The sequence below is a fragment of the Enterobacter sp. BIDMC92 genome (assembly GCF_001030225.1).
Classification (GTDB): domain Bacteria; phylum Pseudomonadota; class Gammaproteobacteria; order Enterobacterales; family Enterobacteriaceae; genus Enterobacter; species Enterobacter sichuanensis.
Genome location: NZ_KQ087598.1, coordinates 3346149 through 3368345, shown reverse-complemented (window position 1 = coordinate 3368345; position 22197 = coordinate 3346149). Strand labels below are relative to the sequence as shown.

Below are 22197 nucleotides of genomic sequence, written 5' to 3'. Positions count from 1 at the left end.
TTCAGACCGCACCGCACTCCAGCCGATACACCCAGTCGTCATAGCGTACGCCGTCAATCTCATACGCCTTTTCCAGCACCTGGGTACGCACAAAACCGGCTTTCTCCAGCACCCGCACCGACCCGCCGTTGTCCGCCAGCACGTAGGCGTTAATCGCCTTCACGCCGGTCTGGTTAAAGGCGTATTCACACACCGCGCGCAGCGCCTCGCTGGCGATACCTTTTCCCTGCGCGGCTGGCACAACCGTATAGCCGATATCGGCCTCTTCACGATTCTCAGGGCTGATTTGCAGGCCGATGTCGCCAAGCGGTGTGTCATCATTACGAAAGCGGATCACAAAAACATGTGCAGCCGTAAGCCGCGCGGCAAACACGCGTCGGGTCTCTTTTTCCGGAGCGATGGCGGCCATATAGCGCATGATGCTGCGATCTTCGCGCAGCGAGCGAAAGAAGGCCCAGTCAGTGGGTTTGAAGGGAGTGAGATGAAGCCGGGGGGTAGTGAGGGTTGCCATTGTTACGCCATTTCATCGGAACATGGCGTACGACTGTAGCATATTCACCGCACCACATCCCCCAGCGCTTCCTCTAAGTCATACCAGCGGAACGCGAACCCGGCCGCTTCCAGCCGTTTGGGCAGCGCCCGTTGCCCGCCTAATACCAGCACCGCGGCTTCACCCATCATCAGGCGGATCACCGTAGCGGGCACCCGCAAAATCGCCGGGCGGTGCAGGGCATGTCCCAGCGCATGGGCAAACTGCTCATTACGCACCGGATACGGCGCAACCATGTTAAACGGCCCGCGCAGATCGTTATCCAGCAGCCAGAGAATACCGTTGACCATATCGTCTATATGGATCCAGGCCAGATACTGACGCCCATTACCGATGGGCCCGCCAAGTCCAAGCCGGAAAGGGGGAAGCATTTTCGCCAGAATGCCGCCTTTCGGTGCCAGGACAACGCCGGTCCGCAGCAGGCAAACGCGGGTCCGATCGCTCTGCGCCGCGCAGGCAATACGCTCCCACTGGGCGCAGAGTTTATGGGTGAACTCGTTATGGGGCGGCTCTTCCTCAGTGACCACCACCTCGCCGAGATCGCCGTAGTAGCCCACAGCGGAGCCTGAAATCAGCACCGAAGGCGGCGTCTGACTGTTGCGGATAAGCTCGACCAGCTTTTCGGTGATGTTCCACCGGCTGCTGCATAACAGCTGTTTTTGCTCTTCCGTCCAGCGCTTATCGGCGATGGGTTCACCCGCGAGGTTAATGACGGCGTCGAAGCCGTCGAGATTTTGCTGATCGGCGAGATTTTTCCAGATGTCGACACCAGCACCCAGCACCTGGCGTGCCTTCTCAGGGCTGCGCGTGACCACGGTAATGTCGTGATGCAAGGCCTGCAGACGCGCAATAAGGTGACGACCAATGAGGCCTGTACCGCCGGTCAGCAAAATCTTCATACAACCTCCAGGTTTACGCCTGGCGTTTCCAGCTTAGCGTCATAGAGACGGAGTCGGCGTAACGCAGGGCGTGAAGTTTATCGATCTCAACTTCAGCATAAGTGACCCAGTGATGTTCGCGTGCGATATCGAGCACATCCTGAGTTAATTTTTCCAGCAGAGAGAAGCGGTTATTCTCCACGTACTGGATGATATTTTTGGTGATGGTGCGGTAGTTCAGCGCGTCATTGATGTCTTCACTGGCCCGCGCTTTGTCTGCGGGATAGTGAATCACCACGTTAATGACAATATCCTGACGGTTGGCGATCTCTTCCTCTTTGATACCGATGAAGGTACGCAAGCGTAAATTTTTTATACGAATAATGGCGTCTGGCTGTGACATTGCAGGTCTTCTCCGTGTCAGTATTTCCCGCTCATCATACATGAGTGGCTCACAGGCACCCAGCCTCATACCGGGTTAAATTTGCTGGATTTTTTGCATCGCGCGTTCGGTCGCCGGGCGGGTACGGATGCGCTCGAACCAGTTGTTTACCGCCGGGTAAGCGCCTAAGTCAATTCGGTGTTTTTCATGCGTATTCACCCACGGCCAGCAGGCAATGTCGGCAATACTGTAATGATCGCCCCCGAGCCACGGCGTCTTCTCCAGCCGACGGTTCAGAACGCCATAGAGCCGCTGAGTTTCAACCTGATAGCGCTCTATCGCATAAGGAATGGGCTGCGGGGCGTAGGCGGTAAAATGGTGATTTTGCCCAAGCATGGGCCCCAGCCCGCTGGCTTGCCAGAAGAGCCACTGCAGGGTGTGATGACGCTCGCGTAACTCCCCGCTCAGCAGCTTGCCGGTTTTCTCCGCCAGGTAGAGCAGAATTTCACCGGATTCAAACAGGCTCAACGGCCTGCCCCCGTCCGTCGGCTGGTTATCAATAATGGCCGGAATTTTATTGTTCGGCGAAATAGCCAGAAAGAGAGGGCTGAACTGATCGCCTTTGCTGATATCCACGCGAATGATCCTGTAATCCAGTTCGGCCTCCTCGAGAAAAAGGGTGATCTTGTGGCCGTTTGGGGTAGGGGCATAATAAAGGTCGATCATTCTCAACTCCTGTCCATGCGAAGAGTGGTGCCATATCAAATGAGTATAGGTGGTTGTTGTAAATCGTGAGTTTTCATCAAGTGACAGCGAGGCAAAGAGATTATATGTTGAGTCAAAACCCGATCAGCCAATGAGGATGTTATGAACCAGCCCGTAATCACGTTGTGGTCCGATGCGAATTTCTTTTCTCCCTATGTCATGAGCGTATACGTTGCGCTGGCCGAAAAAGGACTCACATTTACGCTGAAGACCGTCGATCTTGACGGTGGTGAACATCTTAAACCGCAGTGGCAGGGATACGACCTGACCCGACGCGTGCCGGTGCTGGAAATAGAGGGGTTTGCCCTGAGCGAATCGTCGGCGATCGATGAATATCTGGAAGATCGGTTTTCGCCGCCAGAGTGGGAGCGGATCTATCCTCACGATCTGCAAAAGCGCGCCCGGGCGCGGCAGATTCAGGCGTGGCTGCGCAGCGATCTGGTGCCGATTCGCGTGGAACGCCCGACGGATGTCGTGTTTGCCGGGGTAAAAAAGCCCGCCCTGAGCGCAGAAGGCCAGGAAAGCGCCCAAAAACTGATTGATACCGCCACCTTACTGCTCGCTCATGGCAACCCGAACCTGTTCGGTGAGTGGTGTATTGCTGACGCAGATCTGGCGTTAATGCTAAACCGTTTGATCCTCAACGGTGATGCGGTACCGCAGCTGCTGGTCGATTATGCCGCGTTTCAGTGGCAGCGAGCCTCCGTGCAGCGCTATGTGGCACTCTCCGCTAAGCATGCGGGCTGATAAGACCTGACGCTTCAGGTATGATGGGGGCAGTCTGTTTTCCCGAGGAGTGACTGATGAAACTGATGTTTGCGTCGGATATCCATGGATCGCTGCCCGCGACCGAGCGTGTCCTCTCCCTGTTTGCACAAAGCGGCGCGCAGTGGCTGATCATTCTGGGCGATGTGCTTAATCACGGCCCGCGCAATGCGCTGCCGGAAGGCTACGCCCCTGCGCAGGTGGCTGAAAAACTGAACGCGTATGCCTCGCGCATTATCGCCGTTCGCGGCAACTGCGACAGCGAAGTGGACCAGATGCTGCTGCATTTTCCCCTCACCGCGCCGTGGCAGCAGGTGCTGCTGGAACACAGCCGACTGTTCCTGACGCATGGCCATCTTTTTGGCCCGGATAATCTCCCGGCGCTCGCGGCTGGCGATGTCCTGGTTTACGGTCATACTCATATTCCGGTTGCTGAAAAACGCGGTGATACTTATCACTTTAATCCGGGGTCGGTCAGCATACCGAAAGGCGGATATCCTGCGAGTTATGGCATGCTGGAGGGTAATACCCTGAGCGTTATCGCACTTAATGATCAGCAAGTTATTGCGCAGGTAACGATTAATCCGTAAGTTACACCTCAACTGCAAACGCGCCGACAGAGCGCTTAGACGAGAAGGTTTCCCGATGGTGGAGCAGAGTCATTTGGCAAGTACAGAGTGGGTTGACATTGTCAACGAAGAGAATGAAGTGATCGCGCAGGCCAGCCGCGAACAAATGCGTGCGGAGCGCCTGCGTCACCGTGCGACATATATCGTTGTCCATGACGGTATGGGTAAAATTCTGGTTCAGCGCCGCACGGACACCAAAGATTTTCTCCCGGGTATGCTGGATGCCACTGCAGGCGGCGTTGTCCAGGCGGATGAGGTGCTGCTGGATTCCGCGCGTCGTGAAGCGGAAGAAGAGTTAGGTATTGCCGGTGTGCCGTTTGCCGAACATGGTCAGTTCTACTTTGAGGATGAACATTGCCGCGTCTGGGGCGGGCTGTTCAGCTGCGTTTCTCATGGCCCGTTCGCCCTGCAGGAAGAAGAAGTCAGCGAAGTAAACTGGATGACGCCGGAAGAGATTACCGCGCGTTGCGACGAGTTTACGCCGGATTCGTTAAAAGCGCTGGCGCTCTGGATGAGCCGTAACGCCAATAACGAATCGACTAAATCCGAGAAAGAGGAAGAGGCCGAGTAAGCGCTAGCAACTCTCCCTCAGACACAGACTGGACGCGATGGGTTTTTGGTCGCGCCAGTCTCCGCCATTCAGACGCTCCAGTAACGCTTTTCCGGCTTCAATCCCAATCTTACGATGCGGTACCGCCATGGTGGTCAGCGGCGGCTGACAGACCCGGCTGACGTCGCTATCCCCAAAACCCACTATCGCCAGATCGTCCGGTACTTTGATGCGCCTGCGCTGGCATTCGTACAGCGCCCCGCAGGCCAGTTCGTCAGAAACGCACACCAGCGCATCCAGCTCCGGCCAGGCCAGCAGGAATTCAGGCAGTTGCGCCGCACCGGTCGAGAAACTCGGCGACATGGCCGCGTTAATGACCCGGTTTGGCGACATGTGGTGGCGCAGCATGGCTTTGTACCAGCCCTGCAGATGCTGCTGGAAAATCCACTGTTCCTGGTTGGCGCACAGCAGGCCAATATTCTGATAGCCGCGCTTAATGACCATTTCCGTGAGTTCATACATGGCCGCCACGTTATCAATCCCGATGTTCATATCGATCGGGTCGGCGCGCATGGCCCCCATCTCCATCACCGGAATAGAGGCATTCTTCAGCCAGTGACGAACGGTGTCGGTATGTTCAACGCTGAGCAGGATAGCGGCGGCGATATTTGACGCCAGCAGCGTCTCCAGCAACTTCTCTTCCTGCTCAAGGCGGTGCTGGGATTCAGCCAGCATGATTTGATATCCGGCGGGCTGCAGCACCTGCTGTAGCCCGGCGAACATCTCCGAGCAGCCTGCTTCGGAGAGGTTAGGCACCACCATGGCTATGGTCCATGAGGAGGCCGAGGCCAGCGCGCTGGCGGCAAGATTGGGCATATAACCCAGCTCCTGCACCGCGGCTTCAATTTTTTCTCGTAGTTTATCGGAAACCTGTTCAGGCGTGCGGAGTGCACGGGACACGGTCATCGTGCCCACACCGGCAAGCTGTGCGACATCGGCGAGTGTCACTTTACCAGTACTGCGCCGTTTTCGGGTTAGAGACATACACCTTCCTGCTGACCAGACGCGTTCGTTTTCCTTCATTTCACGTGACACGCAGTATACGCCTTAAATCCCTTTTTTTGCTGTGATTTCACGCCAGGATGGTAATTTGATAGCGCTATCACACTTCTGAATGTTAGATCTTGGTAGCGCTATCTTTGTGATAATTATCACGGTTAATAATGGATGTGTTGAATAAAGTTTGCTCATCTTTTGCAGTCTGGCAGGAGTGAAAAGTGCTGAAAAAATGGATATATGATACAACCATCACGCTGCAGGACAGCGTTGAAAGCTGGCCGCAGGCCCTTGAGATCTGCGCGAAACCGCTGCTGGAGCTTAAGACGATAGCGCCAGAATACGTGACGGCAATCATTGAGCAACATCATACGTTAGGACCTTATTATGTGCTGGCACCAGGGCTGGCTATGCCGCATGCGCGGCCGGAGGAAGGCGCCAAAGGACTGGGGTTGTCATTATTAAAACTAAATCAGGGCGTCTCTTTTGGTGCCGGTGAGTTTGACCCTGTCGATGTGATTATTATGCTCGCGGCACCCGACAAAAATAGCCATATCGAGATGATCTCGGCGCTGGCTGAGTTATTTTCCAGCGAGGCCGATATGGCCGAACTGCATCAGGCGAATACGCTGGAGGAGATAAAAACGATTATTAACCGCTTCTGATTTATTTTTTAACCCGCTTTTTCACAACATTACGCGTCAGCGTGGTGGGGCGTACTCTACTCAAAATAAGGGGACAACAATGAAAATCATGGCTATTTGCGGTTCCGGTCTGGGCAGCAGTTTTATGGTTGAAATGAACATTAAAAAGGTGCTCAAAAAGCTGGAGATTGAGGCTGACGTTGAACACTCCGATCTCTCCTCGGCCACGCCGGGCGCGGCCGATCTGTTCGTGATGGCAAAAGACATTGCGGCCAGCGCCAGCGTGCCGGAAAGCCAGCTGGTGGTGATCAACAACATCATTGATATCAATGAACTGGAAGCGCAACTGCGCAGCTGGTTCGACAAACGTTAAACCTGATAAGGCGAGGTGGATATGTTTATCCTTGAAACGCTGAATTTCGTTGTTGATATATTAAAAGTCCCTTCGGTGCTGGTGGGGTTAATTGCATTAATTGGTCTGGTCGCGCAGAAAAAAGCCTTTTCTGATGTGGTGAAAGGGACCATTAAAACCATTCTTGGCTTTATTGTTTTGGGCGGCGGTGCCACGGTACTGGTTGGGTCGTTAAATCCTTTAGGCGGCATGTTTGAACATGCCTTTAATATCCAGGGAATTATTCCAAATAATGAAGCGATTGTGTCCATTGCGCTGGAGAAATACGGCGCCTCAACCGCGTTGATTATGGCCTTCGGGATGGTGGCAAATATTATCGTCGCCCGCTTTACCCGCCTGAAGTATATCTTCCTGACCGGGCATCACACCTTCTACATGGCGTGCATGATTGGCGTGATCCTGACGGTGGCGGGTTTTGAGGGGGTAGGGCTGGTGTTTACCGGTTCACTGATCCTCGGCCTGATCATGGCTTTCTTCCCGGCGATTGCGCAGCGCTACATGAAGCGCATTACCGGCAACGACGAGATTGCCTTCGGCCACTTCGGCACGCTGGGCTACGTGCTCTCCGGCTGGATTGGCAGCAAGGTGGGGAAAGGCTCGCGCTCAACCGAAGAGATGAACCTGCCGAAGAACCTGAGCTTCCTGCGCGACAGCTCCATTTCTATCTCCCTGACCATGATGATTATCTACCTGATCATGGCGGTGAGCGCCGGACGTGAGTATGTCGAGGCCACCTTAAGCGGCGGTCAGAACTACCTCGTTTACGCCATCATCATGGCGATCACCTTTGCGGCGGGCGTGTTCATCATCCTGCAGGGCGTGCGTCTGATTCTGGCGGAAATCGTCCCGGCCTTCACCGGTTTCTCGGAAAAGCTGGTACCCAATGCGCGTCCGGCTCTGGACTGCCCGGTGGTCTATCCGTATGCGCCAAACGCGGTGCTGATTGGCTTCCTGTTCAGTTTCCTCGGGGGAATTGTTGGGCTGTTCATCTGCGGGCAGTTCAGCTGGGTGCTGATCCTCCCGGGCGTGGTGCCGCACTTCTTCACTGGCGCAACGGCGGGCGTGTTCGGTAACGCCACCGGTGGACGTCGCGGGGCCATGATTGGCGCCTTTGCCAACGGTCTGCTGATCACCTTCCTGCCGGTCCTGCTGCTGCCGGTACTGGGCGCCATTGGCTTTGCCAACACCACCTTCTCGGACGCGGATTTCGGTGCTGTCGGGATTGTGCTCGGCAACCTGGCGCGCTTCCTGTCACCGCTTGCCATTACCGGGCTGGTTGTGGCGCTGTTCGCGCTGCTGGTGGTGTACAACGTGTTCGCGAAAAACAAACCTGCGGGCGGTAACGCGCAGGAAAACAGCGGAGCCAAATCATGAATGAGAAAGAGATAACTGAACTCGCGCGTCACATTCGTCTTGAGACCCTGAAATCGCTGACGCAGTTGGGGTTTGGCCACTACGGCGGCAGTATGTCGGTGGTTGAAACGCTCGCCGTGCTGTACGGCGCGGTGATGAAGATTGACCCGGCAGATCCGGACTGGCCTGAGCGAGACTATTTTGTCCTGTCGAAAGGCCATGCGGGCCCGGCGCTCTACAGCACGCTGGCTATTAAGGGCTATTTCCCTATTGAGGAGCTGAGCACCCTGAACCAGAACGGTACGCGGCTGCCCAGCCACCCGGACCGGCTGAAAACGCGCGGCGTGGATGCCACGACTGGCTCGCTGGGGCAAGGGATCTCCATCGCCGGCGGCATGGCGCTGTCGCACAAGCTGGCAGGCAGGCCGAACCGGGTCTTTTGCATCGTCGGTGACGGTGAGCTGAACGAGGGGCAGTGTTGGGAAGCCTTCCAGTTTATTGCCCACCATCGCCTGAATAACCTGACGGTGTTCGTCGACTGGAATAAGCAGCAGCTGGATGGCGAACTGGATGACATCATCAGCGCATTCGATCTGGAGGGGAAATTCCGCGCCTTTGGTTTCGACGTGGTGACGGTGAAAGGTGACGATATCCCAGGGCTGCTGGAGGTGACGTCCCGTGTGCCAGCCACGGATGCGCGCCCGCGGGTGGTGATCCTCGACAGCATTAAGGGGCAGGGGGTGCCATATCTGGAGCAGCTCAGCAACTCGCACCACCTGCGCTTGACCGCAGAGAGCAAAGCGGCCCTCAACGAGACGATTCGCCAACTGGAGGCATCACATGATTAAGGTTGCACCGCCACGACAGAAAGATGCCGTTGAGATGCGCAAGGTTTACGCGGGTTTTGTGGCAAAACAGATAGAGGCAGGCAGTGAGATTATCGCGCTGGAAGCGGACCTGATGAGCTCGATGGCGATGGACGGCGTAGCGCGCGATTATCCGCAGCACGTGATTAACTGCGGCATTATGGAAGCCAATGTCATCGGCACCGCGGCGGGGCTGGCGCTTACCGGACGTAAGCCGTTTGTTCACACCTTCACCGCCTTTGCCAGCCGTCGCTGCTTCGACCAGCTGTTTATGTCTCTGGACTACCAGCGCAACAACGTGAAGGTGATTGCCTCGGATGCGGGGGTAACTGCCTGTCACAACGGCGGGACCCATATGTCGTTTGAGGACATGGGGATCGTGCGCGGTCTGGCGCATTCGGTGGTGCTGGAGGTGACTGACGCGGTGATGTTTGAAGACGTCCTGCGCCAGCTGATTGACCTGGAAGGGTTCTACTGGGTGCGCACCATCCGTAAGCAGGCGCCGAGCGTTTATGCGCCGGGCTCCACCTTCACCATCGGCAAAGGCAACGTGCTGCGCGAGGGGAGTGATATTACGCTTATCGCCAACGGCATTATGGTGGCGGAAGCGCTTGAGGCGGCGCATCAGCTGGAGCAGGAGGGGGTCAGTGCGGCGGTCATCGACATGTTTACCCTGAAGCCCATCGACCGGATGCTGGTGAAAAACTACGCCGAGAAAACCGGACGGATTGTGACCTGTGAAAACCACAGCATTCACAACGGGCTGGGATCGGCGGTGGCGGAAGTACTGGTGGAAACCTGCCCGGTGCCGATGCGGCGGGTGGGGGTGAAGGAGCGTTACGGTCAGGTGGGGACGCAGGAGTTCCTGCAGAAGGAGTATGGCCTGACGGCACATGACATAGTGTCGGCGGCGCGAGAGCTGCTGTAATAAAAAAGGCGACCCTTTGTGGTCGCCTTTCTTGCCGGATGGCGCTCCGCTTATCCGGCCTACAAAACCGTAGGCCCGGTAAGCGTCAGCGCCACCGGGCTTTTTGGCTTACTGCTGCTGTGAAGACTGGATCGCCGTCAGCGCGATGGTGTAGACGATATCGTCAACCAGTGCGCCACGGGACAGGTCGTTCACAGGTTTGCGCATACCCTGCAGCATCGGCCCGATGGAGATCAGGTCTGCAGAACGCTGTACCGCTTTGTAGGTGGTGTTACCGGTGTTCAGATCCGGGAAGATGAACACGGTAGCGCGACCTGCAACCGGAGAGTTCGGCGCTTTGGATTTCGCAACGTCAGCCATAACGGCGGCATCGTACTGCAGCGGGCCATCGATCATCAGGTCAGGACGTTTTTCCTGCGCCAGACGGGTCGCTTCACGCACTTTCTCTACGTCGCTACCTGCACCAGAGGTACCGGTGGAGTAAGAGAGCATCGCCACGCGAGGTTCGATACCGAAGGCAATCGCGGAGTCCGCGGACTGGATTGCGATTTCTGCCAGCTGCTCTGCCGTCGGATCCGGGTTGATCGCGCAGTCGCCGTAAACGTAAACCTGTTCCGGCAGCAGCATGAAGAACACGGAAGAGACCAGAGAGCTGCCCGGTGCCGTTTTGATCAGCTGCAGCGGTGGACGAATGGTGTTTGCGGTGGTGTGAACCGCACCGGAAACCAGACCGTCAACTTCATCCTGCTCCAGCATCAGCGTACCCAGCACCACGTTGTCTTCCAGCTGTTCGCGCGCAACGGCTTCGGTCATACCCTTGCTCTTACGCAGCTCAACCAGACGGGCAACGTAGCTTTCACGAACCACTTCCGGGTCAACGATTTCGATGCCAGCGCCCAGCTCAACGCCCTGAGACGCCGCCACGCGGTTGATCTCATCCGGGTTACCCAGCAGCACACAGGTCGCGATGCCGCGCTCTGCACAGATAGCTGCCGCTTTCACAGTACGCGGTTCGTCGCCTTCTGGCAGCACAACGCGTTTGCCTGCTTTACGCGCCAGCTCGGTCAGCTGGTAACGGAATGCAGGAGGAGACAGACGGCGGCTGCGCTCGGAGGTCGCCGTCAGGGATTCAATCCAGTCTGCGTTGATGTAGCCCGCAACGTATTCCTGAACTTTCTCAATACGCTCATGGTCATCAACCGGCACTTCCAGGTTGAAGCTCTGCAGGCTCAGGGAGGTCTGCCAGGTGTTGGTGTTCACCATGAAGACCGGCAGGCCGGTCGCGAACGCGCGTTCGCACAGTTTGCTGACGCGTGGGTCCATCTCGTAAGCGCCGGTCAGCAGAATAGCGCCGATTTCCACGCCATTCATCGCGGCCAGACACGCTGCAACCAGCACGTCAGGACGGTCTGCGGAGGTCACCAGCAGGGAGCCTGCGCGGAAGTGTTCCAGCATGTGCGGAATGCTGCGTGCACAGAAGGTCACGGACTTCACGCGGCGGGTGTTGATGTCGCCTTCGTTAACGATGGTGGCGTTCAGGTGACGCGCCATATCGATTGCACGGGTGGCAATCAGATCGAAGCTCCATGGCACCGCGCCCAGTACTGGCAGCGGGCTGGATTCCTGCAGTTTCGCCGGGTCAACTTTAATGACTTTCGCTTTGGAAGAGTCGTCAAAGATCTCAGACAGGTCAGGACGCGTACGGCCTTGTTCATCCACTGGCGCGTTCAGTTTGTTGACGATCACGCCGGTGATGTTGGTATTTTTCGCACCGCCGAAGCTGCTGCGCGTCAGTTCGATACGCTCGTTCAGCTGCTCTGGGGTATCTGTGCCCTGAGACATCACGAAAACGATCTCTGCGTTCAGGGTTTTCGCGATTTCGAAGTTCAGAGACTGAGCAAACTGGTGTTTGCGGGTTGGAACCAGGCCTTCAACCAGCACCACTTCCGCGTCTTTTGTATTGGCGTGGTAGTTGGCGATGATCTCTTCCATCAGCACGTCTTTCTGGTTGCTGGACAGCAGAGATTCAACGTGGTTCATCTTCAGCGGTTCAGCCGCTGGCAGATTGGAGTTCTTGCGAACAATGGTGGTGGTCTGGTCTGGCGCATCGCCACCGGCACGTGGCTGGGCGATTGGCTTAAAGACGCTCAGACGAACGCCTTTGCGTTCCATAGCACGGATCACGCCAAGGCTGACGCTGGTCAGGCCGACGCTGGTTCCGGTAGGGATCAGCATAATAGTACGGGACACGGTTTATCCTCTTTCGTTACCGCCTGAATGTGGCGGGTTACAAAACAGCACCGCCAGCATTGCTGGCGGTGTGGAATCAGGCAGTCAGGCGGTGCGCGTCTTGCGCGATGACCAGTTCTTCGTTAGTTGGGATAACGAGAGCAGGGCGGGTGCCTTCTTTGTTGATGAAGCCAGACTTGCCGAAGCGAGCAGCCAGGTTACGCTCGTGATCAACGTCGAAGCCCAGAACGCCCAGTTTGCCCAGGGACAGTTCACGCACCATTGCCGCGTTCTCACCGATACCACCGGTGAAGACTACCGCGTCCAGACGACCGTCCATCAGCGCAGTGTAAGAGCCGATGTATTTCGCCAGACGGTGGCAGTAAACGTCCATTGCACGTTTAGCGTCTTCTTTCTCTGCGTAGTTGTCTTCAACGTAACGGCAGTCGCTGGTGACTTCGGTCAGACCCAGCAGGCCAGACTCTTTAGTCAGCATTTTGTTGATCTGGTCAACGCTCATGCCCAGGGTGTCGTGCAGGTGGAAGATGATCGCCGGGTCGATGTCACCGGAACGAGTCCCCATCACCAGACCTTCCAGCGGGGTCAGACCCATGGAAGTATCTACACATTTACCGTTGCGGATAGCAGAAACAGAACCACCGTTGCCCAGGTGGCAGGTGATGATGTTCAGTTCTTCAACCGGCTTGTTCAGTACTTTTGCGGCTTCCTGAGTCACATAGAAGTGGCTGGTGCCGTGTGCGCCATAACGACGTACGCCGTGTTCTTTGTACAGGCTGTAAGGCAGGGCATAGAGGTAAGACTCTTCCGGCATGGTCTGATGGAACGCAGTGTCGAAGACGGCCACGTTTTTGTCTTTCAGATTCGGGAAGGATTTCAGCGCTTCAGCGATACCGATCAGGTGCGCCGGGTTGTGCAGCGGTGCAAAAGAGGCAGAGTCTTTGATGCCCTGAATAACAGATTCGTCGATCACGACGGAGCTGGTGTATTTTTCGCCGCCGTGGACGATACGGTGACCAATCGCAGTCAGCTGAGCAGACAGTTCTGGTTTTTGTGCCAGAATAGTGTTAACGATAAAGTTCAGCGCTTCACTGTGAGCGGCGCCTGCACCTAAAGCCGCTTCTTGTTTGCTGCCGTCCATCTTCCACTTGATACGTGCTTCAGGCAGATGGAAACATTCGGCCAAACCAGAGAGGTATTCGTCACCGTTGAGCGCATCGATGATGGCGAATTTCAGTGAGGAGCTACCGCAGTTCAGAACCAGTACTAACTTACTCGACATGGAAGTACCTATTATTGATACGTGGCTAAAAAAACGTCAGTGAGTCTAACAGCGTAACGCATGATGACTCAGACATTTATGATTAACATCATGCCAAACGAACATTGTGGCATGATGGAAGAAATAACTATGATTTTATGCCATTTTGCACAATTTTCAGCCAATGGCATAATGTGCAATAATTTGACGAGTTAATGATTCTCGTCTATGGCCCTATCAGGCTGGCACAGGATACCCGATACGGGGTAGAGATGACAAAATATTTTGAACGTTGTCATAGCTTGTTGTGGTTTTGCACGAAAATTTTAATTTTTATATGTGAAGTTGAGGTACAGCCATGTCGACACCAGAGAACCCGTCCGTAAATTTCTTCAGTCTGTTTCGTCGGGGACAGCATTACGCAAAGACGTGGCCAATGGAAAAGCGCCTTGCGCCCATGTTCATTGAGAATCGCACTATCCGCGCCACGCGCCATGCGATTCGCTTTATGCCACCCGTCGCTGTCTTTACGCTGTGCTGGCAGATTGCGCTGGGTGGACAGCTTGGTCCTGCTGTCGCAACGGCGCTCTTCGCGCTAAGCCTGCCAATGCAGGGTCTGTGGTGGTTAGGAAAACGTTCTGTCACCCCACTGCCACCTTCTATTTTACATTGGTTTTATGAAGTCCGCGGAAAACTGGAGGAGGCCGGGCAGGCGCTCGCCCCGGTGGAAGGCAAGCCGGATTACCAGGCGCTGGCGGACACGTTAAAGCGCGCTTTTAAGCAACTGGATAAAACATTCCTCGATGACTTGTGATTGATCATCGAAACGACGATGAAAAGAAGGCACAGTAACAATCCGTTACCGTGTCTTTTTTTTAAGTGCAATGCGCTACAGGAGTCGAAAGATGGAAATGACCCATGCTCAACGTCTGATTTTGTCTAACCAGTACAAGATGATGACTATGCTTGATCCCGATAACGCTGCGCGCTACAGCCGCCTGCAGACCATTGTCGAACGCGGCTTTGGTTTGCAGATGCGTGAACTCGACCGCGAATTTGGCGAGCTGAAAGAAGAAACCTGTCGCATCGTGATCGACATTATGGAGATGTATCACGCCCTGCACGTCTCCTGGACGAATCTCAAAGATCAGCAGTCCATTGACGAGCGCCGCGTGACCTTCTTAGGCTTTGATGCGGCAACGGAAGCGCGTTATCTGAGCTATGTGCGCTTTATGGTGAATACCGAAGGGCGTTATACCCACTTTGACGCGGGCACCCACGGTTTCAACGCGCAGACCCCAATGTGGGATAAATACCAGCGTATGCTGAGCGCGTGGCATGCCTGCCCGCGTCAGTACCATTTAAGCAGCAACGAAATTCAACAAATCATTAATGCCTGACGGAGGTGCGTGTGCAGTGTAGAGGTTTTCTGTTTGATCTGGACGGTACGCTGGTGGATTCGCTGCCGGTTGTGGAGCGTTCATGGTGCCATTGGGCTGACAGACATGGCATCGACCATCAGGAGGTGCTGAATTTTATCCATGGCAAACAGGCCATTACCTCGCTACGGCACTTTCTGGCCGGACGCTCTGAGGACGATATTCAGGCGGAGTTCAAATACCTGGAACACATTGAAGCCACGGACACGGACGGGATCACCGCTTTACCTGGCGCGCGTGAACTGCTTGAGCATCTGAACGAAGCGCAGATCCCGTGGGCTATCGTCACCTCCGGCTCCATTCCCGTCGCCCACGCCCGTCATAAGGCGGCTGGTTTACCTAAGCCGGAAGTGTTTATCACGGCGGAGCGCGTTAAGCGCGGTAAACCTGAACCCGATGCCTTTTTGCTGGGGGCTGAACTGCTGGGCCTCGCTCCCGCAGAGTGTGTGGTGGTAGAAGATGCGGCGGCTGGCGTACTGGCCGGGCTGAACGCCGGAAGCCACGTTATTGCGGTGAACGTTCCGGCGGGGTCCCCCCGCCTGGAGGAGGCCGACCTGGTGCTGGATTCTCTCACTGCACTGGCTGTGTCAAAAGCACCTGACGGTGTTGTAACCGTCTCGCTAAAAGTGTAACCCCATGATATAGCCCCACGTTGATGGGGCTTTTTTATGGCAAAATTTCTCATCTCCCACTGACAAGGACATGTTGTGAACGGTGAACTGATCTGGGTCCTGAGCCTGCTTTTAATCGCCATTATCCTTTTTGCCACGGGCAAGGTACGCATGGATGCCGTCGCCTTGTTTGTCATCGTCGCCTTTGTGCTGAGCGGAACGCTCACGCTGCCGGAAGCCTTCTCCGGGTTCAGCGATCCCAACGTTATTCTGATTGCCGCCCTGTTTATTATCGGTGATGGCCTCGTGCGCACCGGCGTGGCAACGATTATGGGCGCGTGGCTGGTGAAGGTGGCTGGCAACAGCGAAACGAAAATGCTGGTCTATCTGATGCTGACGGTCGCCGGACTGGGGGCGTTTATGAGTTCAACGGGGGTGGTCGCTATCTTTATCCCGGTGGTGCTGAGCGTCTCCATGCGGATGCAGAGCTCGCCGTCGCGCCTGATGATGCCCCTGAGTTTTGCCGGTTTGATCAGCGGCATGATGACGCTGGTGGCCACGCCGCCGAACCTGGTCGTCAACAGTGAGCTGATCCGGGAAGGCTTTCAGGGCTTCAGTTTTTTCAGCGTGACTCCGCTTGGACTGGTCGTTCTGGTGATGGGCGTGGTCTACATGCTGCTGACCCGTTTTGCCCTGAAAGGCGAAAAACAGGACAAAAGCAAAGAAGGGTGGAAACGACGCACCTTCCGCGATCTGATTAAAGAATACCGCCTCACCGGGCGGGCGCGCCGCCTGGCCATTCGCCCCGGTTCGCCAATGGTGGGCCAGCGGCTTGACGATCTGAAACTGCGTGAGCGCTACGGCGCGAATGTGATTGGTGTTGAGCGCTGGCGTCGTTTTCGCCGGGTCATCGTCAACGTCAACGGGGTGTCGGAATTCCGCGCGCGGGATGTCCTGCTGATTGATATGTCCACTGCGGAGGTGGATCTGCGTGAGTTTTGTAGTGAACAGCTGCTGGAACCGATGGTGCTACGTGGGGAGTATTTCTCAGACCAGGCGCTGGATGTCGGCATGGCCGAAGTATCGCTGATCCCGGAATCGGAACTGTTGGGTAAAACCGTGCGGGAAATGGGGTTCCGTACCCGTTATGGTCTGAATGTCGTGGGGCTGAAGCGTGATGGCGTGGCGATGGAAGGGGCGGTGGTGGATGAGCCGATCCTGCTGGGTGATATCTTTCTCGTCGTCGGTAACTGGAAGCTGATAAGTCAGCTCGGGCAAAAGGGCCGCGATTTTGTGGTGCTCAACATGCCTGTTGAAGAGAGCGATGCCTCACCGGCGCACAGCCAGGCGCCACATGCGATTTTTTGCCTGGTATTGATGGTGGCGTTGATGCTGACCGACGAGATCCCCAATCCGGTCGCGGCCATTATTGCCTGTCTGTTAATGGGCAAGTTTCGCTGTATTGATGCCGAGAGCGCCTATAAGGCGATTCACTGGCCAAGCATCATTCTGATTGTGGGGATGATGCCGTTCGCCCTTGCTCTGCAAAAAACCGGCGGTGTGGATTTAGTCGTCAAAGGGCTGATGGACGTTGGCGGCGGATACGGGCCGTACATGATGCTGGTATGCCTGTTTATCATGTGCGCCACGATTGGACTGTTTATCTCCAATACCGCTACGGCGGTGCTGATGGCGCCCATCGCGCTGGCGATGGCGAAATCCATGGGCGTGTCGCCGTATCCGTTTGCGATGATGGTGGCGATGGCCGCTTCCGCGGCATTTATGACACCGGTGTCGTCACCGGTGAACACGCTGGTTCTGGGGCCGGGGAACTACCGGTTCAGCGATTTTGTGAAGCTGGGCGTGCCGTTCACCGTGCTGGTGATGCTGGTATGCGTGGTGTTGATACCGGTTTTATTCCCGTTTTAGCATGAGCGCAGAAACGTAGGCCGGGTAAGGCGAAGCCGCCTCCCGGCGAAAAATTACAACGGAGAATCCTGGCTAATCTCATCCAGCGATAAATGGAAGCTCGGTACAAACACCTGCATAAAGTAGTCCATCTCTTCGCTGCGGCGGGATTCCAGCGTTTTTTCCAGGCGCGTTTTCGCCAGTAAAAATTCGTTGTTCCCTGCGGACAACTCTTCGAGACACTTCAGATAGGCACATAGCGCGTCGGCCTGTTTTACCAGCGACTTCTCTTCCTCTGTGTACTGCTGTTCATCAATAAGCGGCTCAAAGATATCGCGTAACTCGTCTGGCACCATATCAATCAGCTTCTGCTGGGCAATCTTCTCGATGGCCTTATATTCCTGCGCAATCTGCGAGTTGAAATATTTCACCGGCGTCGGCAGATCTCCGGTTAACACCTCTGATGCATCGTGATACATCGCCAGCAGGGCAATGCGCTCAGCATTAACCTGACCGTTGAATTTGCGGTTTTTAATGGCGGCCAGCGCGTGAGCGACCATCGCCACCTGAAGGCTGTGCTCTGACACATTCTCAGTGCGGACATTGCGCATCAGCGGCCAGCGGTTGATGAGTTTCAGGCGGGAGAGATGGGCAAAGAAATGACTCTGACTCATAGGTTACCTTTTGTCTTCACTGCGACAGGACTTCATTGTGCGGGGTGGGGAGGGAAGATGCAAATTTGCAGGCCGGGTAAGCGCTGCGCCACCCGGCAGAAAGAGAGTGCTACTGATGATAACCGGAGAGGAAACGCCCGAAGCGGCTAATGGCCATTTCAAGGTCATCTTCGCGCGGCAGCGTGACGATACGTACGTGGTCCGGCCATGGCCAGTTAAATGCCGTGCCCTGAACCAGCAGCACTTTTTCCTGAAGCAGGAAGTCGAGCACCATTTTCTGATCGTCGTGAATGTTGAAGCGCTTCGCGTCGATTTTCGGGAACATATACAGCGCCCCATTTGGCTTCACGCAGGAGACGCCCGGAATATCGTTGATCAGCTCCCACGCGCGGTTACGCTGTTCGTAAAGACGACCACCGGGAACGATAAATTCGCTAATGCTCTGATAGCCGCCGAGCGCCGTCTGGATTGCGTGCTGGGCCGGAACGTTGGCACATAAACGCATGGAAGCCAGCATCTCCAGACCTTCAATATAGCCTTTGGCGTGTTTTTTCGGACCGTTTAATACCATCCAGCCCTGACGGAAACCGGCCACGCGGTAGGTCTTAGACAGGCCGTTAAAGGTCACGGTCAGCAGATCCGGAGCCAGCGCGGCGATGGAGTGGTGCTGCGCTGCATCGTAGAGGATCTTGTCGTAAATCTCGTCCGCGAAGATGATCAGGTTGTGCTGACGAGCGATCTCCACGATCTCCATCAGCAGTTCTTTTGAATAAACCGCGCCCGTTGGGTTGTTCGGGTTAATGATCACGATGCCGCGCGTACGTGGGGTGATTTTCGCGCGAATATCATCGAGATCCGGGAACCAGTCAGAAGATTCATCACACAGATAGTGTACCGCTTTGCCGCTGGAGAGCGACACGGCCGCCGTCCACAGTGGGTAGTCCGGAGCGGGAACCAGCATTTCGTCACCACTGTTCAGCAGCGCCTGCATCGCCTGCACAATCAGTTCGGAGACGCCGTTGCCAATATAGATATCTTCAACGGTAACATCACGCATACCGCGTGCCTGGTAGTGCTGCATGATGGCTTTACGTGCGGAGTACAGTCCTTTGGAATCACAATAGCCTTGAGCAGTAGGAAGGTTGCGGATCACATCAACCAGAATTTCATCCGGCGCTTCAAAACCAAATGGCGCAGGGTTACCAATGTTGAGTTTCAGAACCTTATTGCCTTCTTCTTCAAGGCGTTTCGCCTCTTTCAGAACCGGGCCGCGGATGTCATAACAGACGTTATCTAGCTTGCTGGATTTTTCGATAGGGGACATGAACCTTTAACCTTTTCGCTATTATTGCCGCTCCCTGCCGTGGAAGTCAGCACGGAATAATGTACTCCCCCCTCGCTTCGTTTTGAAGGGTGTGCAGGAGAAGATTTTGTACCGACAGCAAATTATTGATAAATCTTTTACGCTGCAGGAGCCCACTTTGCTACCGTAAAGTGGCATGCATGGCAAAATATTAGGTTTATTCTGCTATTCATTTGCTGGATTACTGTATATTGTGCTGGTAAAAAATATGTGGTGAGCCAGATGAGGGGGCAATCACCCTGCGTGACTTTTCGTAAAACCTGAATGTTAGCGTCGTCTTGCTTTAATAGCGCAGTGTGGTTAAAAGTTACTCATGTGAAATTAATGTTAAGTAGCATTAATGGATGCTCTTAATCAAAATTAAAATTTATTTATTATTAACCTATAAAATGCAACTTTAGTTAATTTTAATAAAATTTGTTTAGATGCTTAACATTCTTCTTTAATCCTCAATATTGCAATAAGACTTATAAATAAAATGGATTTGGGTTAAGATGTCTTTCAGGAAAGCAGATGCCAGAGACATGGTTTTTGTCTGTCTGGAACTGCTATTCCTGTTTAATTGATTGTTATTGTTGGAGTTATCTCTGGCGGGAAGTGTTTAAAGATCTCCTGCTACGTTGACAGCGCTGCGATAAAGATGGCAGAAAAGGTGTTACACCTTTAATGTAATTTACATAATCCTGCGAACATCTAAATATCCTGAACGTTTAAGAGAATAAAAATAACGTCATGAAACGTGCTTTCTGACTGTTGATATTAAGCAGCACAATAACTATCTGTCAGGCAGTCTGCCGGGCCGGGATGCGAGGGAAAACCTTCAGAGGGAATTGCTTAACTGTTACACACACAGCTTCAACCCGGGCAGCTCCGCACGAGCAACCTGAAAGTGAATAGATATGATAAATGCAAATCGTCCGATAATGAATCTCGACCTCGATCTGCTGAGAACGTTTGTTGCGGTCGCCGATCTCAACACTTTTGCAGCTGCTGCTGCCGCCGTTTGCCGAACCCAGTCTGCCGTGAGTCAGCAAATGCAGCGGCTGGAGCAACTGGTTGGTAAGGAGCTTTTTGCCCGTCATGGGCGCAATAAGCTCTTAACGGAACACGGTATTCAGCTACTGGGTTATGCCAGGAAAATTCTTCGCTTTAATGATGAAGCATGTATGTCATTAATGTTTAGCAACCTTCAAGGCGTGCTAACGTTAGGCGCATCTGATGAGTCAGCGGACACCATATTGCCGTTTCTTCTCAATCGCATTAGTTCGGTTTATCCGAAGCTTGCGCTGGATGTCAGCGTGAAACGTAATGCCTTTATGGTTGAGATGTTAAAGGAAAATAAAGTCGACCTGGTGGTGACGACGCACCGTCCCGGGCAGTTTGATTGCCTGACGTTGCGTACATCCCCAACGCACTGGTATTGCGCAGCCGAATACGTGCTGCAAAAAGGGGAGCCGGTGCCACTGGTGCTCCTGGATGACCCGAGCCCGTTCCGCGATATGGTGCTGACAGCGCTGAATGAAGCCAACATCCCGTGGCGCCTGGCATATGTGGCATCCACGTTACCCGCGGTTCGTGCTGCAGTGAAAGCCGGGCTTGGCGTAACGGCGCGCCCGGTGGAGATGATGAGCCCGGATCTGCGCGTGCTGGGTAAATCTGATGGACTTCCCGTGCTGCCTGATACGGAGTATCTGCTCTGCCACAACGCGTCCAGTCATAATGAACTGGCAAGCGTGGTGTTCGAGGCGATGGAAAACTACCATAACCCATGGCAGTTCGAGCGCATTACCTCCGAAGGAGGGGATGATTCTCTGATTGTTGAAGGGGACTTTGAGTGATCGCTGGCTCAAAATTCTGGTAACAAAATGTAAGTGTAAAAAAAAGCCACTCGTGTGAATTTTGCATGCAGTGGCTTTTTTTTCGCAATAATACCCGCTTCGGAAGCGCGGGTTTTAAAAATTCATATTACATATCAATAATATAAATCATTTTGCTCAAAACTTATCCATTTTCTGTTCTCACTTCATCCTTATGTCACCTATGTTAATAAAACAGGAAAGATGTTGCCGTTTTCCAGGTTGAATTAACAAAAGCGTGTCTCAGATCAAGAAAATACTCCTATTTGGGGGGAGGAATCGTTGGCAAATCCTGTCAAAATAGGAGGGTTATTTTTTTTACTTCCGAAACGGACACGATTCAACAACATACATTTGACGGAAAGTCATGTACCCACCAGGGTTAAAGGGCACCAAATGTTAATGAGAATCGCTCGATGTAATTTAATGTGAAGAAACCTTTGTTAAAGTTGACAATAGGTTATAGAAAGGAGTAAAAAACCCCATCATTTTGCTGTCTACGTCTCATTTCTGACAGTTAGTGTAAGGTTATTTGTTCCTCCCCATGAATCGATGTGATGCCCATCTGCCAGCAAGAGCAGTGTCGTTGGTATCACTTTTGATGAGTAAGCAATGAGTATGTCAACATCCACAGAAGTCATCGCTCATCACTGGGCATTCGCAATCTTTCTTATTGTAGCCATTGGCCTGTGCTGCCTGATGTTAGTCGGCGGCTGGTTCCTGGGCGGTCGCGCCCGCGCAAGGCACAAAAACACACCTTTCGAATCAGGTATTGATTCGGTCGGTTCCGCTCGCTTACGCCTGTCTGCCAAGTTCTATCTGGTAGCCATGTTCTTCGTCATCTTCGACGTGGAAGCGCTTTACCTTTTCGCATGGTCAACCTCCATCCGCGAAAGTGGTTGGGTGGGCTTTGTCGAGGCCGCAATTTTCATTTTAGTGCTACTGGCCGGTCTGGTTTATCTGGTGCGTATTGGCGCGCTTGACTGGACGCCTGCGCGTTCACGTCGTGAACATATCAACCCGGAAAACAGTATCTCTAATCGTCAGCAGTAACAGCGAG

The 22197-nt window shown here is 54.2% G+C and carries 23 protein-coding genes; 14 read left to right on the top strand and 9 right to left on the bottom strand.

All coding sequences use genetic code 11. The annotated features are described in order from the left end of the window. Nucleotide 1 precedes the first annotated feature (1 nt). The 4 genes from SP99_RS15745 to yfcG form a co-directional block, all read right to left on the bottom strand. The gene (locus SP99_RS15745; protein WP_047959156.1) at nucleotides 2-511 is read right to left on the bottom strand and encodes a GNAT family N-acetyltransferase; all 510 of its coding nucleotides are present in this window, start codon (nucleotides 509-511) and stop codon (nucleotides 2-4) included. Nucleotides 512-555: 44 nt separating this feature from the next. Then, on the bottom strand, nucleotides 556-1449 hold the full coding sequence (locus tag SP99_RS15740; RefSeq protein WP_047959155.1) for a TIGR01777 family oxidoreductase: 894 nt from the start codon (nucleotides 1447-1449) through the stop codon (nucleotides 556-558). A gap of 13 nt (nucleotides 1450-1462) precedes the next feature. Next, nucleotides 1463-1831, bottom strand: coding sequence for a dihydroneopterin triphosphate 2'-epimerase (gene folX, locus SP99_RS15735; RefSeq protein WP_025757165.1), 369 nt, complete (start codon nucleotides 1829-1831; stop codon nucleotides 1463-1465). A 75-nt stretch (nucleotides 1832-1906) separates the two neighbouring features. Continuing rightward, nucleotides 1907-2536 carry a GSH-dependent disulfide bond oxidoreductase gene (yfcG, locus tag SP99_RS15730; protein WP_047959154.1) on the bottom strand — a complete coding sequence of 210 codons (630 nt, stop codon included), beginning with the start codon at nucleotides 2534-2536 and terminating at the stop codon, nucleotides 1907-1909. Between the two features lie 141 nt (nucleotides 2537-2677). Between yfcG and yfcF the strand changes: the two genes are divergently transcribed. Genes yfcF through yfcD form a run of 3 tightly spaced genes read left to right on the top strand, consistent with a single transcriptional unit; the run spans nucleotide 2678 to nucleotide 4540 of the window. After that, the gene (gene yfcF, locus SP99_RS15725) at nucleotides 2678-3322 is read left to right on the top strand and encodes a glutathione transferase (protein WP_025757167.1); all 645 of its coding nucleotides are present in this window, start codon (nucleotides 2678-2680) and stop codon (nucleotides 3320-3322) included. A gap of 56 nt (nucleotides 3323-3378) precedes the next feature. Continuing rightward, complete coding sequence (yfcE, locus tag SP99_RS15720) at nucleotides 3379-3930, top strand: phosphodiesterase (protein WP_047959153.1); 552 nt, start codon at nucleotides 3379-3381, stop codon at nucleotides 3928-3930. A 55-nt stretch (nucleotides 3931-3985) separates the two neighbouring features. Then, nucleotides 3986-4540, top strand: a complete 555-nt coding sequence (gene yfcD / locus SP99_RS15715) for an NUDIX hydrolase YfcD (RefSeq protein WP_025757169.1) — start codon at nucleotides 3986-3988, stop codon at nucleotides 4538-4540. Between the two features lie 3 nt (nucleotides 4541-4543). Here the strand turns inward: yfcD and SP99_RS15710 are convergent, their stop codons facing one another. Further along, nucleotides 4544-5563 (bottom strand): LacI family DNA-binding transcriptional regulator, encoded by a 1020-nt coding sequence (locus SP99_RS15710; RefSeq protein WP_045285787.1) that lies wholly within the window; start codon nucleotides 5561-5563, stop codon nucleotides 4544-4546. A 233-nt stretch (nucleotides 5564-5796) separates the two neighbouring features. Between SP99_RS15710 and SP99_RS15705 the strand changes: the two genes are divergently transcribed. The 5 genes from SP99_RS15705 (at nucleotide 5797) to SP99_RS15685 (ending at nucleotide 9778) form a co-directional block, all read left to right on the top strand. Further along, nucleotides 5797-6240 carry a PTS sugar transporter subunit IIA gene (locus tag SP99_RS15705; RefSeq protein ID WP_047959152.1) on the top strand — a complete coding sequence of 148 codons (444 nt, stop codon included), beginning with the start codon at nucleotides 5797-5799 and terminating at the stop codon, nucleotides 6238-6240. 79 nt (nucleotides 6241-6319) lie between these two features. Next, nucleotides 6320-6592 (top strand): PTS sugar transporter subunit IIB, encoded by a 273-nt coding sequence (locus SP99_RS15700; RefSeq protein WP_045285786.1) that lies wholly within the window; start codon nucleotides 6320-6322, stop codon nucleotides 6590-6592. Between the two features lie 21 nt (nucleotides 6593-6613). Further along, the gene (locus SP99_RS15695) at nucleotides 6614-8005 is read left to right on the top strand and encodes a PTS ascorbate transporter subunit IIC (RefSeq protein ID WP_047959151.1); all 1392 of its coding nucleotides are present in this window, start codon (nucleotides 6614-6616) and stop codon (nucleotides 8003-8005) included. Continuing rightward, nucleotides 8002-8832: a transketolase gene (locus tag SP99_RS15690; RefSeq protein ID WP_047959150.1), complete on the top strand. Its 831-nt coding sequence runs from the start codon at nucleotides 8002-8004 to the stop codon at nucleotides 8830-8832. Before SP99_RS15695 ends, SP99_RS15690 begins: the two co-directional genes overlap by 4 nt. After that, a complete protein-coding gene (locus SP99_RS15685; protein WP_025757175.1) occupies nucleotides 8825-9778 on the top strand; it encodes a transketolase family protein in 954 nt (317 codons plus the stop codon). The genes SP99_RS15690 and SP99_RS15685 overlap by 8 nt, the downstream gene beginning before the upstream one ends. Nucleotides 9779-9886: 108 nt before the next feature. Here the strand turns inward: SP99_RS15685 and pta are convergent, their stop codons facing one another. Together pta and ackA are read right to left on the bottom strand one after the other, a co-directional pair. Further along, complete coding sequence (gene pta / locus SP99_RS15680) at nucleotides 9887-12028, bottom strand: phosphate acetyltransferase (RefSeq protein ID WP_025757176.1); 2142 nt, start codon at nucleotides 12026-12028, stop codon at nucleotides 9887-9889. 76 nt (nucleotides 12029-12104) lie between these two features. Further along, nucleotides 12105-13307: an acetate kinase gene (ackA, locus tag SP99_RS15675; protein WP_025757177.1), complete on the bottom strand. Its 1203-nt coding sequence runs from the start codon at nucleotides 13305-13307 to the stop codon at nucleotides 12105-12107. 337 nt (nucleotides 13308-13644) lie between these two features. Between ackA and yfbV the strand changes: the two genes are divergently transcribed. The 4 genes from yfbV (at nucleotide 13645) to SP99_RS15655 (ending at nucleotide 17265) form a co-directional block, all read left to right on the top strand. Further along, nucleotides 13645-14100 carry a terminus macrodomain insulation protein YfbV gene (gene yfbV, locus SP99_RS15670; protein ID WP_045285783.1) on the top strand — a complete coding sequence of 152 codons (456 nt, stop codon included), beginning with the start codon at nucleotides 13645-13647 and terminating at the stop codon, nucleotides 14098-14100. 91 nt (nucleotides 14101-14191) lie between these two features. After that, the gene (locus SP99_RS15665) at nucleotides 14192-14686 is read left to right on the top strand and encodes a YfbU family protein (protein WP_008502874.1); all 495 of its coding nucleotides are present in this window, start codon (nucleotides 14192-14194) and stop codon (nucleotides 14684-14686) included. 11 nt (nucleotides 14687-14697) lie between these two features. Continuing rightward, nucleotides 14698-15357, top strand: a complete 660-nt coding sequence (locus SP99_RS15660; RefSeq protein ID WP_025757179.1) for a sugar phosphatase — start codon at nucleotides 14698-14700, stop codon at nucleotides 15355-15357. A gap of 75 nt (nucleotides 15358-15432) precedes the next feature. Beyond that, a complete protein-coding gene (locus tag SP99_RS15655; RefSeq protein WP_025757180.1) occupies nucleotides 15433-17265 on the top strand; it encodes an SLC13 family permease in 1833 nt (610 codons plus the stop codon). Nucleotides 17266-17318: 53 nt separating this feature from the next. On the opposite strand, the gene yfbR is transcribed toward SP99_RS15655, so the two are convergent. Together yfbR and alaA are read right to left on the bottom strand one after the other, a co-directional pair. Then, nucleotides 17319-17918: a 5'-deoxynucleotidase gene (gene yfbR, locus SP99_RS15650; protein ID WP_045285782.1), complete on the bottom strand. Its 600-nt coding sequence runs from the start codon at nucleotides 17916-17918 to the stop codon at nucleotides 17319-17321. Nucleotides 17919-18027: 109 nt separating this feature from the next. Continuing rightward, nucleotides 18028-19242 carry an alanine transaminase AlaA gene (alaA, locus tag SP99_RS15645; RefSeq protein WP_003861471.1) on the bottom strand — a complete coding sequence of 405 codons (1215 nt, stop codon included), beginning with the start codon at nucleotides 19240-19242 and terminating at the stop codon, nucleotides 18028-18030. 938 nt (nucleotides 19243-20180) lie between these two features. Here alaA and lrhA point away from each other — a divergent pair. After that, entirely contained in the window at nucleotides 20181-21119 is a 939-nt protein-coding gene (lrhA, locus tag SP99_RS15640) for a transcriptional regulator LrhA (protein ID WP_045286090.1), read from the top strand. Between the two features lie 630 nt (nucleotides 21120-21749). Continuing rightward, nucleotides 21750-22190, top strand: coding sequence for an NADH-quinone oxidoreductase subunit NuoA (gene nuoA, locus SP99_RS15635; protein WP_014171000.1), 441 nt, complete (start codon nucleotides 21750-21752; stop codon nucleotides 22188-22190). Nucleotides 22191-22197 lie beyond the last annotated feature (7 nt).

Bases quoted from the DNA above. Each gene is read 5' to 3' on its own strand.
- nuoA (WP_014171000.1), top strand. From the start codon at position 21,750: ATGAGTATGTCAACATCCACAGAAGTCATCGCTCATCACTGGGCATTC.
- SP99_RS15740 (WP_047959155.1), bottom strand. From the start codon at position 1,449: ATGAAGATTTTGCTGACCGGCGGTACAGGCCTCATTGGTCGTCACCTT.
- alaA (WP_003861471.1), bottom strand. From the start codon at position 19,242: ATGTCCCCTATCGAAAAATCCAGCAAGCTAGATAACGTCTGTTATGAC.
- ackA (WP_025757177.1), bottom strand. From the start codon at position 13,307: ATGTCGAGTAAGTTAGTACTGGTTCTGAACTGCGGTAGCTCCTCACTG.
- yfcD (WP_025757169.1), top strand. From the start codon at position 3,986: ATGGTGGAGCAGAGTCATTTGGCAAGTACAGAGTGGGTTGACATTGTC.
- yfbR (WP_045285782.1), bottom strand. From the start codon at position 17,918: ATGAGTCAGAGTCATTTCTTTGCCCATCTCTCCCGCCTGAAACTCATC.
- SP99_RS15700 (WP_045285786.1), top strand. From the start codon at position 6,320: ATGAAAATCATGGCTATTTGCGGTTCCGGTCTGGGCAGCAGTTTTATG.
- SP99_RS15745 (WP_047959156.1), bottom strand. From the start codon at position 511: ATGGCAACCCTCACTACCCCCCGGCTTCATCTCACTCCCTTCAAACCC.
- yfcG (WP_047959154.1), bottom strand. From the start codon at position 2,536: ATGATCGACCTTTATTATGCCCCTACCCCAAACGGCCACAAGATCACC.
- SP99_RS15690 (WP_047959150.1), top strand. From the start codon at position 8,002: ATGAATGAGAAAGAGATAACTGAACTCGCGCGTCACATTCGTCTTGAG.
- yfcF (WP_025757167.1), top strand. From the start codon at position 2,678: ATGAACCAGCCCGTAATCACGTTGTGGTCCGATGCGAATTTCTTTTCT.
- SP99_RS15695 (WP_047959151.1), top strand. From the start codon at position 6,614: ATGTTTATCCTTGAAACGCTGAATTTCGTTGTTGATATATTAAAAGTC.
- lrhA (WP_045286090.1), top strand. From the start codon at position 20,181: ATGATAAATGCAAATCGTCCGATAATGAATCTCGACCTCGATCTGCTG.
- SP99_RS15685 (WP_025757175.1), top strand. From the start codon at position 8,825: ATGATTAAGGTTGCACCGCCACGACAGAAAGATGCCGTTGAGATGCGC.
- folX (WP_025757165.1), bottom strand. From the start codon at position 1,831: ATGTCACAGCCAGACGCCATTATTCGTATAAAAAATTTACGCTTGCGT.
- yfcE (WP_047959153.1), top strand. From the start codon at position 3,379: ATGAAACTGATGTTTGCGTCGGATATCCATGGATCGCTGCCCGCGACC.
- yfbV (WP_045285783.1), top strand. From the start codon at position 13,645: ATGTCGACACCAGAGAACCCGTCCGTAAATTTCTTCAGTCTGTTTCGT.
- SP99_RS15665 (WP_008502874.1), top strand. From the start codon at position 14,192: ATGGAAATGACCCATGCTCAACGTCTGATTTTGTCTAACCAGTACAAG.
- SP99_RS15710 (WP_045285787.1), bottom strand. From the start codon at position 5,563: ATGTCTCTAACCCGAAAACGGCGCAGTACTGGTAAAGTGACACTCGCC.